General features: G+C 73.0%; 9 protein-coding genes. 2 read left to right on the top strand and 7 right to left on the bottom strand.

Annotated features, from left to right (window positions below; all coding sequences use genetic code 11):
* The first annotated feature begins 30 nt into the window (after positions 1-30).
* Together KU893_RS11350 and KU893_RS11345 are read left to right on the top strand one after the other, a co-directional pair.
* Positions 31-528, top strand: a complete 498-nt coding sequence (locus KU893_RS11350; protein ID WP_218234473.1) for a DUF5709 domain-containing protein — start codon at positions 31-33, stop codon at positions 526-528.
* A 71-nt stretch (positions 529-599) separates the two neighbouring features.
* Positions 600-743, top strand: coding sequence for a GPGG-motif small membrane protein (locus tag KU893_RS11345; RefSeq protein WP_218234472.1), 144 nt, complete (start codon positions 600-602; stop codon positions 741-743).
* 67 nt (positions 744-810) lie between these two features.
* Here KU893_RS11345 and KU893_RS11340 read toward each other — a convergent pair whose 3' ends face one another.
* The 7 genes from KU893_RS11340 to KU893_RS11310 form a co-directional block, all read right to left on the bottom strand.
* Positions 811-2916 carry a methyl-accepting chemotaxis protein gene (locus tag KU893_RS11340; RefSeq protein ID WP_218234471.1) on the bottom strand — a complete coding sequence of 702 codons (2106 nt, stop codon included), beginning with the start codon at positions 2914-2916 and terminating at the stop codon, positions 811-813.
* Between the two features lie 161 nt (positions 2917-3077).
* Complete coding sequence (locus KU893_RS11335; RefSeq protein ID WP_218234470.1) at positions 3078-5693, bottom strand: EAL domain-containing protein; 2616 nt, start codon at positions 5691-5693, stop codon at positions 3078-3080.
* Positions 5694-5832: 139 nt separating this feature from the next.
* Positions 5833-6228 (bottom strand): hypothetical protein, encoded by a 396-nt coding sequence (locus KU893_RS11330; RefSeq protein WP_218234469.1) that lies wholly within the window; start codon positions 6226-6228, stop codon positions 5833-5835.
* 71 nt (positions 6229-6299) lie between these two features.
* The gene (gene guaA, locus KU893_RS11325) at positions 6300-7883 is read right to left on the bottom strand and encodes a glutamine-hydrolyzing GMP synthase (RefSeq protein ID WP_218234468.1); all 1584 of its coding nucleotides are present in this window, start codon (positions 7881-7883) and stop codon (positions 6300-6302) included.
* Between the two features lie 439 nt (positions 7884-8322).
* Positions 8323-10038: a GMC oxidoreductase gene (locus KU893_RS11320; RefSeq protein WP_218234467.1), complete on the bottom strand. Its 1716-nt coding sequence runs from the start codon at positions 10036-10038 to the stop codon at positions 8323-8325.
* A complete protein-coding gene (locus KU893_RS11315; RefSeq protein WP_218234466.1) occupies positions 10035-11666 on the bottom strand; it encodes a succinic semialdehyde dehydrogenase in 1632 nt (543 codons plus the stop codon). The genes KU893_RS11320 and KU893_RS11315 overlap by 4 nt, the downstream gene beginning before the upstream one ends.
* A 168-nt stretch (positions 11667-11834) precedes the next feature.
* Positions 11835-12833 (bottom strand): phosphotransferase, encoded by a 999-nt coding sequence (locus tag KU893_RS11310; RefSeq protein WP_218234465.1) that lies wholly within the window; start codon positions 12831-12833, stop codon positions 11835-11837.
* Positions 12834-12870 lie beyond the last annotated feature (37 nt).

Below are 12870 nucleotides of genomic sequence, written 5' to 3'. Positions count from 1 at the left end.
GGACGCCGCGAGCATGGGTACCGCAGACAGATGACCACCAACGACCCGACCGACGAGACCACCCCCGACCCCGAGCAGTACGACGGCTACAGCGTCGACGACGAGACCCAGCTCCAGCCCGAGGACACGCTCCTCGACGACGGCGTCGAGGACGAGCTGGACCGCGGGTACTCCCCGCCGGAGAGGTACTCGGCCGCACAGCGCTACGGCAACACCGCGTGGGAGCAGGCACACGACCAGCCGCTCGACGACCGCCTCGCCGAGGAGGAGCCCGAGCCGGACCCGATCGCCGAGGCGGACCGCGCCGAGGCTGCCGACGACGGGCTCGCCCATGAGGCGGACGAGCCCGGTACCGAGGTGGGCGATGACCGCGCCGGCCGGCTCGTCGATCCCGACCAGGGCCTCGGGGACGACCTCGAGCCCGATCTGGTCGCCGAGGACGTCGGGATCGACGGCGCCGCCGCCGGCGCCGAGGAGGCCGCGATGCACGTCATCACGGACGACGCCGCCGACGACGCGGAGGAGTGACGGGCGTCTGCCCGCACCGCAGCCGGGTACTTCAGGTCAGGGCCGGAAGGCCCGCGACGAAGGAGGGAACTGTGGCACTCATCTTGTGGATCCTGGCGGTCATCCTCGTGGTCTCCGGCATCGTGAGCCTGTTCCGCGGTGAGCTGCTCTGGGGGATCGTGCTGATCGTGATCGGCCTGCTGGTCGGCCCCGGAGGCGTCAGCCTGTTCACCTGAGCATCGCCTGCCGGGGCCCGGCCGGGCACCGCCCGACCGGGCCCCAGCAGGCGACCCAGCAAGCGAGCTAGCAGGCGAACTGCCGAACCAGGCCGTCGAGCTGGGCCGCGAGCTCCGCCAGCGACCGCGCGGCGTCGGACGTCCGCTCGGCACCGAGCTGGGTGGACGTCGCGGACTCGGCAGCGACGGCGGCGTCGGAGGCGATGCCGTCGGTTCCGCTGGCGGCTTCGGTCACCGACCGGGAGATCTCGTTCGTCGTGGCGGTCTGCTCCTCGACCGCGGCCGCGATGGTCGTCTGGATCTCGTTGATCGTCACGATCACCTCCCCGACCTCGGTGAGCGCCACCGCCGCCCCGGCGCTGTCACGCTGGATCGCCTCGATCAGCTGACCGATCTCGCCGGTGGCCTTCGCCGTGGCCGCGGCGAGGTCACGCACCTCGTTGGCGACGACCGCGAAGCCCTTGCCGGCCTCGCCCGCCCGCGCGGCCTCGATGGTCGCGTTGAGGGCGAGCAGGTTGGTCTGCTGCGCGATCGAGGTGATCACCTTGATGACCTGCCCGATCTCCGCCGAGGACGTGCCGAGCGCCTCGACCGTGCCGGTCGCGGCCCGCGCCCGCTCGACGGCCTCCGCCGCGACGGTGGACGCGCGGGAGGCGCTGCGGGCGATCTCGGAGATGCTCGCGGTCATCTCCTCCGCGGCGCTCGCCACGGTCTGCACGCTGCCCGAGACCTGGGCAGCGGCGGCGGACACGCTGCCCATCCGGGCCGACGCGTCGTCGGCGCTGCAGCCCATGTCGGCACTGACCGCGGTGAGCTCCTCGGAGGCGGTGGCGACCGAGGAGGCGGTCTCCCCGATCCTGGTCATGCTGCTGCGCAGGGAGCTGACCAGGGCCCGGACCGACTCGGCCATCGCTGCGACGTTGTCGTCGCCCGCGATCGCCAGCTCGCGGGTGAGGTCGCCCCGCGCGATCGTCGCCAGGTAGTCCTTGACCACCTCGACACGTGCGGCCGTCTCGGCGGCCGCCTGGGCGGCGGCCCGCGAGCGCGACGCCTCCTCCTCCAGCCGACCGCGTTCCCGGGCGGCGCGCTCGTCCGCCAGCTCGCGTTCGCGCTGCTCCTCGGCGCGCTGCGCCGCCGCTCGCTCCTGTTCGCGACGCGACTGCGCCTCGGCAGCCTCCCGCTCCAGCCGGGCGCGCTCCTCGGCAGCCCGCTTGTCGTCCTCGACGCGCGCCAGGCGCTCGATCTCGGCCTGCCGCGCCGCGGCGTCCCCGGCCTCGAGGGCCTCGATCACCTGGTCGACCGCAACGGCGATCGCACCGATCTCGTCGTCGTTGGGGTGGTCCACCCGCTGACTGCGGTCACCCGACGCGATCGCGTCCAGCGAGGCGACGACCTTGCGCAGCGGCGCCGCGATCGACCGTACGACGGCCAGCCCGGCGAGCACGAAGACCAGCAGCCCGACGAAGGCGACCGCCAGCAGCAGCGTCCGGAGCAGGTCGGCAGCGTGCTGCACGTCGTCGACCTGCTGGGCGACCCGCTCGTCGGCGTGGTCGTCCGCCTCGTCGTAGAGGGTGTCGATCCGGTGCGCCGGCGGCCCCTCGGCCTCGAGGGCGAGCGCGACCATCCGATCGGCGTTGCCCGCCAGGGCGGCGGCGTGGATCCGCTCCAGGTAGGAGTGGTACGCGGTGGTCAGGTCGGCCAGCTCACCGAGGTACTCCCGGGCGACGCCCTGGTCGTCGAGGGCGAGCCCGTCCCGGTACTTCTCCAGCGCGGCCTCGTAGTGCTGCTGCGCGCCGGCGTGCACCTCTTGGACCGCCTGCGACCGGGCAGCCGCGCCGGTCGCGACCGTGGCGACGTACTCACCGGTCTCGGCACGCTGCAGGAGCCACTCCTGGTAGCCGGCGTTGAGCTTGCTCGACACCGCGGCGCCGGCGCGGTTCGCCGCGGTGTGTCGCGCGACGTCGGACACCTGCAGCGCGGCGGCCACGGCCACGACGAGCAGCACGGCCACGCCGAGGCCGACCATCCCCCACAGCTTCTGGACCAGGGTGACCCGACGGCGGAACGACGGCCGAGGACCGCTCGGCTCAGGACGACGGGAGACCGACGCCGGGGCCTCCCGGACCGGGGTGGGGCGGTCGAGCGGCAACGGGGAGCGTTCGAGCGTCGTCACTCGGGGCACCATCGGCACGGCGGCACGAGAGTGAAGGCAAAGGCGGGAATCGCCGCTCGGGCCCGATCGACCCCCGGGCCGCAGTCAGCCCGCCGGGCACCGGACCAGGTGCCCCGACGGGGCGGGGACGGTGCGCACCCGGGCCAGGGAGTCAGTCCTGCTCATCGGCGCCCGCGCCGCTTGGCGTCGTACATGCGCAGGTCGGCGAGGCGCAGCAGCTCGTCGGCGTCGCGGCCCTCGGGGCCGATCGCGGCCGACCCGACGCTGACGCCGACGGGGACGTGCAGCGCGAACGGGTGGGCGTCGAGGACCTCCTGCACCCGGCTCCGCAGCCGCTGCGCGACCACCGCGTGGCTGGTGCGCTCGGGCAGGCGGACGACGAGCACGAACTCGTCGCCGCCGACCCGCGCGACCGTGTCGTCGGGCTGGACGGCGTCGGCGAGCACGTCGGCCACGGCGCACAGGACGCTGTCCCCTGCCGCGTGACCCAGGTCGTCGTTGACGGCCTTGAAGCCGTCGAGGTCGAGCATCACCAGGGCGTGGGGGGACCGGCCCGGGGCGGACGCCGCGGCGAGCGCCTCCTGGAGCGCGATCCGGTTGGCCACGCCGGTCAACGGGTCGACCCGGCTCTGGGCGCGCAGCCGGTCCTGCTCCTCACGGTGGGGCGTGACGTCGAGGAGGGCGTGCAGGCGCATCGGCTCGCCCGCGGGTCCGGTGAGGTCGCGGACCTGCACCTCGACCAGGCGGACCTCGCCGGCCCGGGTGACGACGGCGGCGGTGAACGCTCCCCCGTCGGTCGCCGGCTGGTCCCGCGTGGTCAGCCAGCTGCGCACCGTCTGGCCGCGCAGCGACGCGACCGGGACGCCCAGCAGGTCGGCGGCGGCGGCATTGGCCTGATGCACCCGGCCCTCGACGTCGCTGACCAGCACCGGCGTCGGGGTGGCCCCGAGGATCGAGGTCAGCCAGGCGTTGGACCGGTGCAGGTCGCCCTTGAGCCGACGGCGGCGGGCGTCGGTCGCCAGCCACAGCAGCACCAGCACGAAGCCGATGGCCACCACGAGCGCCGCCAGCAGCGGATCGGTGCCGCCCGCGACGTTGCCGACCGCGGCCTCGCGGCCCTGCTCGACGAGCAGCCAGCCGCCGATGGCCGAGACCTCGCTGACCGCCCACAACCGGTCGGTCTCGGCGTCGGCGGCGCGGCCGGTGGCGTCCGGGCCGTCGAGGAGCCGGGGGTCCTTCGTCGTGGCGCCCACGTCGCCACCGGAGTCGGCGAGGGTGGTGCCGTGCCGGTCCACGACGGTGACCGCGACGCCGTACTGGCGGAACAGGGCCTCCATCTCGGCCTGGATGCCCGACAGGGCGAGGGTCGCGACGAGGTAGCCGCGGATCCGGCCCTGCGGGTCGCGGACGGCGGCCGCGACGGCGATCGCCCAGGTCCGCTCGGGCGTCATCAGCCGGTAGGCCTGCGAGATGTAGGCGGTGTCGCTGCGGCTCGCCGGGAGGTACCACTCGCGGAAGGAGAAGTCGCGGCCGATCACCTCCGGGTCGCGCTGGGGCGGGACCAGGTCCAGCATGACGCCGTCGGCGTCGTACAGGGACGTGTTGTAGGCGCCGGTCGTGGCCGAGCCGAGCGCCTCCAGCACGACGTCCATCCGTTCCTGGTCGCCGGTCGCCACGGCGCGGCGTACGGCGGCGCTGCGGCTGAAGGCGGTCACCGTGTCCCGCAGGCCGCCGAGCCGGAGGTCGACGCCGCGGGCGGCGAGGGAGTCGATCGCCGCGAGCCGGTTCTGCGCGGCGCTGGTCAGTGAGGCGTCGGTGTCGGCGCGGCCGGTGACCACGAGCGTGGCGACCAGCACGAGGACCAGGCTCACCAGGCCGGCGAGGACGCGGGGCACGAGCCGCTCGAGGACCGAGGACTCGGTGCTCGGCACGGTGGTGAGGGCGGGCAGCTCGGCGCGCTCCGCGGGGTGGGCCAGGCTCGCCGGGACCCGGTCGGCGCGCAACAGCGCGCCGAGCGCGTCGGCGTCCAGGGGGCGGCTCATCAAGAAGCCCTGGCCGAACGGGCAGCCGAGACGGCGCAGGGCAGCGACGTGCTGGGGCCGCTCGATCCCCTCCGCGACGACGTGGACGCCCAGCGACAGGCAGAACCGGACCAGCGACTCGGCCATCCGCTCGTGCGGGCCGCCGGAGCCGAGGAACTGCACGAACGACCGGTCGATCTTCACCCCGTCGACCCGGAACCGGCGCAGGTAGTCGAAGCTCGCGTTGCCCGTGCCGAAGTCGTCGAGGGTGATGTTGCAGCCGAGGGCTGCCAGCTCGGCGAGGACCTGCTCGTGCCCCTGCCCCGTCCGCGACAGCACGGTCTCGGTCAGCTCGACGATGACGGCGTTCAGGGGCAGGCCCGCGGCCTCGGTCGCCTCACGGAAGCGCGCCGGCAGCATCGGGTCGTCCAGGTCGGCGGGTGACAGGTTGACCGCGAGGCAGAGCCGGTCCCCTGCGGGCAGCTGCCGCCACTGCGCGACCTGCTCGGCCGCGGCCGTCAGCACCATCTCGTCGAGGTGCACGACCAGCCCGGACTCCTCCAGCGGCTCGAGGAACCCGGCCGGCTCGACCAGCTCCCCGCTCTCGCGGTCGAACAGGCGCGCCAACGCCTCGACCGCGACCATCTCCCCCGTGCGCAGGTCGTAGCAGGGCTGGTAGTGGACGACCACGTCGCCCTGCTCGAGCGCACGCGCGATCCGTTCCGCAGTCAGTGTCTGCGCAGCACCGGATGCCATGGCGACCTCGCTCCTGGGGCCCGTACGACGCCCCTCCCCCGGACCGCTGGAATCCCCGCGGACCATCGTACGAAGCACCACGGTCGCGCGCGGCGGAATGTCCGCTCTCGCACCCGTGCAGCGAGCGCCCGTCGCTCGCTCAGGCCTGCGCCCCGTCGGGCTCGTCGAGGAAGCGCACGGCCTGGACGGGCGCCGGGTCGCCCAGCGTGTTGAGCGGTGCGTGGGCGATCACCGACCGCGCCCTGCGTCGTACGACGGAGTCGCGTCGGCCCCGCTCGTCGATCAGCACCAGCCGCCGGCCGTGGCGCAGCACCGGCGCGGCCGTGATCCCGGCCAGGGACAGCGCCGCCAGGATCGCCGTCGGGTCCTGGCCCTCCGGCACCTCGTAGGCCAGCACGTCGCGATCCCGGCTCGCCAGCTCGTCCTCGCGGGCCATCTCGGCCCGCACCCAGGGCACCAGCACCACGATGCCCGCGCACGCGAGCACCGCTGCGAGCGCCCCGAACACCATCCACGGCAGTCCTGCTCCGCCCATGGCACACCTCCTGCTGCTCCCGGGCGGTACCCGTGCGGGAGAGCAGCAACCGGGTCAACGGACCCGGAAGGTCACTCCCACTCGATGGTGCCCGGCGGCTTCGAGGTGATGTCGACGGTGACCCGGTTGACCTCGGCCACCTCGTTGGTGATCCGGGTCGAGATCCCCTCCAGGACCTCGTACGGCAGCCGCGCCCAGTCGGCGGTCATGGCGTCCTCGGAGGTGACCGGACGCAGCACGACCGGGTGGCCGTAGGTGCGGCCGTCGCCCTGGACGCCGACCGAGCGGACGTCGGCGAGCAGCACGACCGGCATCTGCCAGATGTCGCCGTCGAGGCCGGCGGCGGTCATCTCCTCGCGGGCGATGGCGTCGGCCTCGCGCAGGAGGTCGAGCCGTTCGCGGGTCACCTCGCCGATGATCCGGATGCCGAGGCCGGGGCCCGGGAAGGGCTGGCGCTGGACGATGACGCTGGGCAGGCCGAGCTGGGCGCCGACGGCACGGACCTCGTCCTTGAACAGCTCCCGCAGCGGCTCGACGAGCTCGAACTCGAGGTCCTCGGGCAGGCCACCGACGTTGTGGTGGGACTTGATGGTCGACGTACCGGCGCCGTGGCCGGACTCGACGATGTCGGGGTAGAGCGTGCCCTGGACGAGGAAGCCCACCTTCGTGCCCGCGGGCGCGTCCTTGATCACCTCCAGCTCGGCACCCTCGAAGGCGCGGATGAACTCGCGCCCGATGATCTTGCGCTTCGCCTCGGGCTCGCTGACGCCGGCGAGGGCGTCGAGGAACTGCTTCTCCGCGTCGACGATGACCAGCTTGGCGCCGGTCGCGGCGACGAAGTCGCGCTCGATCTGCTCGGTCTCGCCCTTGCGCATGAGGCCGTGGTCGACGTACACGCAGGTGAGCCGGTCGCCGATCGCCTTCTGCACGATCGCCGCGGCGACCGCCGAGTCGACACCGCCGGACAGCCCACAGATGGCGCGGCCGTCGGGGCCGATCTGCTCGCGGATGCGGGCGATCTGCTCCTCGGCGATGTTGCCGATGGTCCACGTCTGGCGGCAGCCGGCGATGTCCCACAGGAAGTGCTCGAGGACCTTCTGGCCGTGCTCGGAGTGCAGCACCTCGGGGTGCCACTGGACGCCGGCCAGGCCGCGGTCGACGTCCTCGAACGCGGCGACCGGGGTGACCTCGGTCGAGGCGAGCACCGTGAAGCCCTCGGGGGCCGCGCTCACCGAGTCGCCGTGCGACATCCACACGTTGTGCTCGGCCGGGATGCCGTTGAGCAGGGTGCCGGGGTGGTGGATGGCGACCCGGGTGCGGCCGTACTCACGCGCACCGGTCGCGGAGACCGTGCCGCCGAGGTGGGCTGCCATCAGCTGGAAGCCGTAGCACATGCCGAAGACGGAGGGGCCGGCCGTGAAGATGGCCGGGTCGACCGCCGGGGCGCCGTCCTCGTAGACCGACGACGGACCGCCGGACAGGATGATCGCCTTCGGGTTCCGCGCGATCATCTCGGCCACCGGCATCGTGTGCGGCACGATCTCGGAGTAGACCCGCGCCTCGCGCACCCGACGGGCGATCAGCTGGGCGTACTGGGCTCCGAAGTCCACCACCAGGACCAGGTCGTGCTCGGGCTGCGTCTGCTCGGCCGTCATGGCCGAATCGTATCGGCGGCGTGCCCGCGGCCCCGAACTGACAGGTGACCTTGCACGTGCCCGGCTCCCCCAGGTTTCGAGACGCCTCCCCCGAAGATCTCGATACGCGCGTCGCGACCTCGTTCCTCGGTCGCGGCGCTACTCGATCTCCCCGGCTGATCCGCGAGCCTCCTCGTCCCTCGGAGCCTCGCGGGCCGGTGAAAACGCACCAGGGCCCGGCCGGGGAGGGAGGGTGGCCGGGCCCTGATTGTCCACGCAGCTGATGGACAGTGCCTGGACCGAGCCCGGTCTTCGGGAGGGAGCGTGATTCCCGGGCTCGCTTCGTTCAACGACCCCCCTCAGGGGGAGTTACGCCGGCTCCGGACAAGTTCGACGAAAAAATCTGGGACGGTCCCGGATCGCTCCGGGACCGCCCCCGCAGGCACACCGGCCCCAGCGCTCAGCTGACCCCGACGATCGGCAGCCGCAGCGCTGCCGGCGCCTCGTCCGGCACGACCGGCGCGCGGGGCGCGACCGGCTCGATCGAGCGGTAGGACTCACCGAGGGCCGGGCGGGCGTCGGCCTCGCCCTTGTTGGGCCAGTACGCCATCGCCCGCTCCGCCTGAGCGGTGATCGTCAGCGACGGGTTCACGCCGAGGTTGGCCGAGATGGTCGACCCGTCGACGATGTGCAGCCCCGGATGCCCGAAGACCCGCTGGTAGCCGTCGACCACCCCCGACTCGGGGCTGTCACCGATCGTGCAGCCGCCGATGAAGTGGGCGGTCAACGGCCGGTTGAACGGCTCGCCGATGGTGCCGCCGGCGGTGCCGCCGCCCATGACCGCCGCCATCCGGCGCACCGCGTCGTTGGCGGCGGGGATCCAGGTCGGGTTGGGCTCGCCGTGGCCCTGCTTCGAGGACAGGATCCACCTGCCGGCGACCCGCTTCGGGAAGGTCGTGATCGAGTTGTCGACCGACTGCATGACCAGCGCGATGACGACCCGCTCCGACCAGTGCTTGACGTCGTAGAGGTCGCGGACGCGCCGGCGCTCCTTCCACAGCTCCTTGAGCCACACCTTCCAGCGCGGGTCGGGCCCGTCGCCGTCGGTGAGCACGGTCTGCATCAGGGACATCGCGTTGCTGCCCTTGCCGTAGCGCACCGGCTCGATGTGGGTGTGCTCGTCGGGGTGCCACGAGGAGGTGATGGCGACGCCGTCGGTGTAGTCGACGTCGGAACCCTCCGGAGCGATCGCGCCGAGGATCGACTCGGAGTTGGTCCGGGTCAGGTGGCCGAGCCGGTCGGAGACGTTCGGCAGGTCGCCGGTCGCCTTGAGCCGGTGGAGCAGCTTCTGGGTGCCGAGCGCGGCCGCGGAGAACACGACCTGCTCGGCGGTGAACGTCCGGGTCGCCGTACGACGCGACAGCTTCGCCTTCGTCCAGCGGGTGTCGACCCGGTAGCCGCCACCAGGCAGGGGCCGGACCCGGGTCACCGTGGTCAGCGGGTGCACCTCGGCGCCGTTCTGCTCGGCGAGGTAGAGGTAGTTCTTGACCAGGGTGTTCTTGGCGTTGTGCCGGCACCCGGTCATGCACTCGCCGCAGTCGCGGCAGGTGTTGCGGGAGGGGCCGACGCCGCCGAAGTAGGGATCGGCGACCGACGCGCCGGCCTCCTGGCCGGGGCCGCCGAAGAAGACCCCGACGGGGGTGGCGTGGAAGCTGTCGCCGACGCCCATCTGGTCGGCGACCTTCTTCATCACCTCGTCGGAGGGTGTCATCCGCGGGTAGGTGACCACGCCCAGCATCCGCTTGGCCTGGTCGTAGTACGGCGCGAGCTCGGCCTTCCAGTCGGTGATGTGGGACCACGACGGGTCCCGGTAGAACGGCTCGAGCGGCTCGTAGAGGGTGTTGGCGTAGACCAGGGAGCCGCCGCCGACGCCCGCGCCGGCGAGGATCAGGCAGTCCTTGACCATGTCGATGCGCTGGATGCCGTAGCAGCCGGCGGACGGGGCGTAGAGGTACTTCTTCAGGTCCCAGGAGTTGTCGGCGAAGTCGGCGTCGTCGAAGCGGGCGCCGGCCTCGAGGACGCCGACGCGGTAGCCCTTCTCGGTCAGCCGCAGCGCGGTGACCGAGCCGCCGAAGCCCGACCCGATGACCAGGACGTCGTAGTCGAAGTCGCTCATGCGCGGCCCAGCTTGTCCATCAGGCGCAGCGAGGCGGTCATGAACTTCGCGTAGCCCTCGTCGGACATGCCGAGCATGGGACCGAACCGGATCAGTCGCTGCGTGGCGACCGACTGGGTCTCGGTGTAGCGGTGGATGCCCTCGGCGCCCTGGCGCCGGCCCATGCCGGACTCGCGCATGCCGCCCATGGGGGCGTCGATGCTGGCGAAGGTGGCCCCGAAGGCCTCGTTGACGTTGACCGTGCCGCACTTGATCTGCCGGGCGATCGCGCGGCCGCGGGCGGTGTCGCGGGTGTAGACCGAGCCGTTGAGGCCGTACTCGCCGTCGTTGGCGCGGGCGATCGCGTCCGCCTCGTCGTGGAACCGGTAGATCGAGACGACGGGGCCGAAGGTCTCGTTGCCGAAGCAGGTCATCTCCGGCGTGACGCCCTCGAGCACGGTCGGCTCGAAGTAGTACGGCGCCAGGTCGGGCCGGGCCTTGCCGCCGGCGAGCACCCGGGCGCCCATGGCGACCGCGTCCTCGACGTGGGCGGTGACGGTCTCGAGCTGGTCGGCCGAGATCAGCGTGCCCATGTCGGCGTCCCAGTCCATCGTGGCGCCGAGGCTCATTGCCTTGGTGCGGGCGACGAAGCGCTCGACGAAGCGGTCGTAGACGGCGTCGGCGACGAACATCCGCTCGGTCGAGACGCACAGCTGGCCGGCGTTGGAGAAGCAGGCCCGGACCGCGCCCTCGGCGGCGCGCTCGATGTCGGCGTCGCGGAGCACGAGGATCGGGTTCTTGCCACCGAGCTCGAGGGAGCAGCCGATCAGCCGCTCGGCCGCCTGCTTGGCGATGATCTTGCCGGTGGCGGTCGAGCCGGTGAAGCAGATGTAGTCGGCGCGCTCGATGATCGGCGTACCGAGCTCACGGCCCGGGCCGGCCACGACCTGCCACAGGTCGCGCGGGAAGCCGGCGTCCTCGAGCAGCTGGGCGGCGAGCAGCGCCGACAGCATGGTCTGCGCGTCGGGCTTGGTGACCACGGCGTTGCCGGCGAGCAGGGCCGGAAGGCCGTCGCACAGCGCCATCGTGAACGGGTAGTTCCACGGCGAGATGATCCCGACCACGCCCTTGGGCACCCGGTTGAGCTCGACCTTGGTGAGCACCGGGACGACGCCCGGGCGGCGCTGGGTGTCGAGGTGCCGGTGGGCGGTGCGGGCGTAGTAGCGCGCGGTGAGCGCGATGTGCAGCGGCTCGTCGAAGGCGTGCTTGCGCGCCTTGCCGGACTCGAGCTGGATCAGGTCGATGATCTCGGCCTGCCGGTCGAGCACGATGTCGTGCAGCCGGTGCAGGATCCGGGCCCGCTCGTCGACCGACACCCGCGCCCACGCGGCCTGGGCGACCCGCGCGCGGCGGAACGCCTCGGCGACGTCGTCGGTGCTCGACTGCGGGATGTTGGCGACCGGGGCGCCGTTGATCGGCGAGAAGACCTGGGTGGTGCGGCCCGTGGTCGCCAGGACGCGGTCGGTCAACCGGGCGACGTACTCCGGCTCGAGGGCGTACGACGCCCGCGGGTCGTGCTCGGGGTCGTGGGGACCGTCGACGACAGGGCCCTCGGAGGACGCGCCGGAGCCGGGATTCGCTTCGCTCATGGGACGAGCGTAGGTGACCGCCGTCACCGAATCTACTGATCGGTAGCAGATGTGCTGCTTTACACATGTCCTCTTGGTGTCAAGAGGCGGGGAAGGGCCGGGAACGGGCTGCGAGCCCGGCTGCCAACCCGGCCGAGCGGGCCCGGTCGGGCCTTCGCCAGCGGCGGGTCAGCCGAGCAGGGCCGCCGCGCGCACGGCCCGCTCCTCCCACCACGCCAGCTCGTCGTCGTACCCGCCGAGGGCCTTCTCCCAGCCGAACTGCACCAGCGCGCCCAGCAGGGCGAGCGCGAGCTGGCGCTCCCACCACGGCTCGGTGGCCACGCCGCGGCGCTCGAGCGCGGTCCGGTAGTCGACGATCGCCTGCTCCTTGCTGACCGGCAGGCGGCGGCAGTTGATGGCGAGGTACCACGCCAGGTCGGCGGTCCCGGCGCCCCGCCCGGGCGTCTCCCAGTCGAGCAGGACCGTGCGGCCGGCGGCGTCGGTGCCGAGGTTGTCGAGCTTCCAGTTGCCGTGGACCAAGGTCTGTGGGGTGCCCGCCAGCGCGGCCAGCAGCGGTCCCGGCTCCTCGACGAGGGGGACGACGACCGCCGCGGCGCGCGGCGCGACCGACTCCAGCCGCGGCCAGCCCTGCGCCACCAGGCCCGGCACGAGATGCCCCGAGCCCCGCGCGGCCTCGGCCTCCGCCATCCGCGGCGACAGCTCGAGGTAGCGGTCCCGTGGGGCCACGACGTCGAGGTCGAGGTCGCTCTCCCAGAAGGCGGCGTGCAGCGCGGCCATGTGGTCGAGGAAGCGGGCGTTCTGCTCGACCCCGATCGGGTCGTCGACCGCCGGCACCAGCCACGGCCCGACGTCGCGCATCAGCACCGCCGACAGGGTCGGCCGTGCCCGTTCGCGGGCCACCGCCACGATCGGCTGGGCGATCTCCTGCGGGAGCAGGTCGAGGATCCCCCGCTGCCACAGCACCAGGGTCGGGCTGCCCGGCACGCCCGCCGCCCGCAGCGACCAGTCGGCGTCGTGGTCGAGGTACTTCACGACGTACGGCCGCCCGCCGATCCGCACCCGCTCGAGCACCGCCCCCGACCTGCCCGGCGCATCCAGCACCGCGCGCTCGGTCGCGCCGTCGAGCAGGGCGGCCACGGAGTCGACCACCGGACGGGGATCGGTCATCGCGCGCCTCCTCGCTCGGTTCCATGGTGACACCCCG

It is taken from the genome of Nocardioides daeguensis, from assembly GCF_019192965.1.
Classification (GTDB): domain Bacteria; phylum Actinomycetota; class Actinomycetes; order Propionibacteriales; family Nocardioidaceae; genus Nocardioides; species Nocardioides daeguensis.
Note: the sequence above shows the minus strand (reverse complement) of the source record. Positions and strands in the feature narration are given on the sequence as shown.

What these genes read in the sequence shown, in the direction of transcription:
- KU893_RS11330 (WP_218234469.1), bottom strand. Translation starts at nt 6,228, where the DNA reads ATGGGCGGAGCAGGACTGCCGTGGATGGTGTTCGGGGCGCTCGCAGCG.
- KU893_RS11315 (WP_218234466.1), bottom strand. Translation starts at nt 11,666, where the DNA reads ATGAGCGAAGCGAATCCCGGCTCCGGCGCGTCCTCCGAGGGCCCTGTC.
- KU893_RS11320 (WP_218234467.1), bottom strand. Translation starts at nt 10,038, where the DNA reads ATGAGCGACTTCGACTACGACGTCCTGGTCATCGGGTCGGGCTTCGGC.
- KU893_RS11335 (WP_218234470.1), bottom strand. Translation starts at nt 5,693, where the DNA reads ATGGCATCCGGTGCTGCGCAGACACTGACTGCGGAACGGATCGCGCGT.
- KU893_RS11350 (WP_218234473.1), top strand. Translation starts at nt 31, where the DNA reads ATGACCACCAACGACCCGACCGACGAGACCACCCCCGACCCCGAGCAG.
- KU893_RS11310 (WP_218234465.1), bottom strand. Translation starts at nt 12,833, where the DNA reads ATGACCGATCCCCGTCCGGTGGTCGACTCCGTGGCCGCCCTGCTCGAC.
- guaA (WP_218234468.1), bottom strand. Translation starts at nt 7,883, where the DNA reads ATGACGGCCGAGCAGACGCAGCCCGAGCACGACCTGGTCCTGGTGGTG.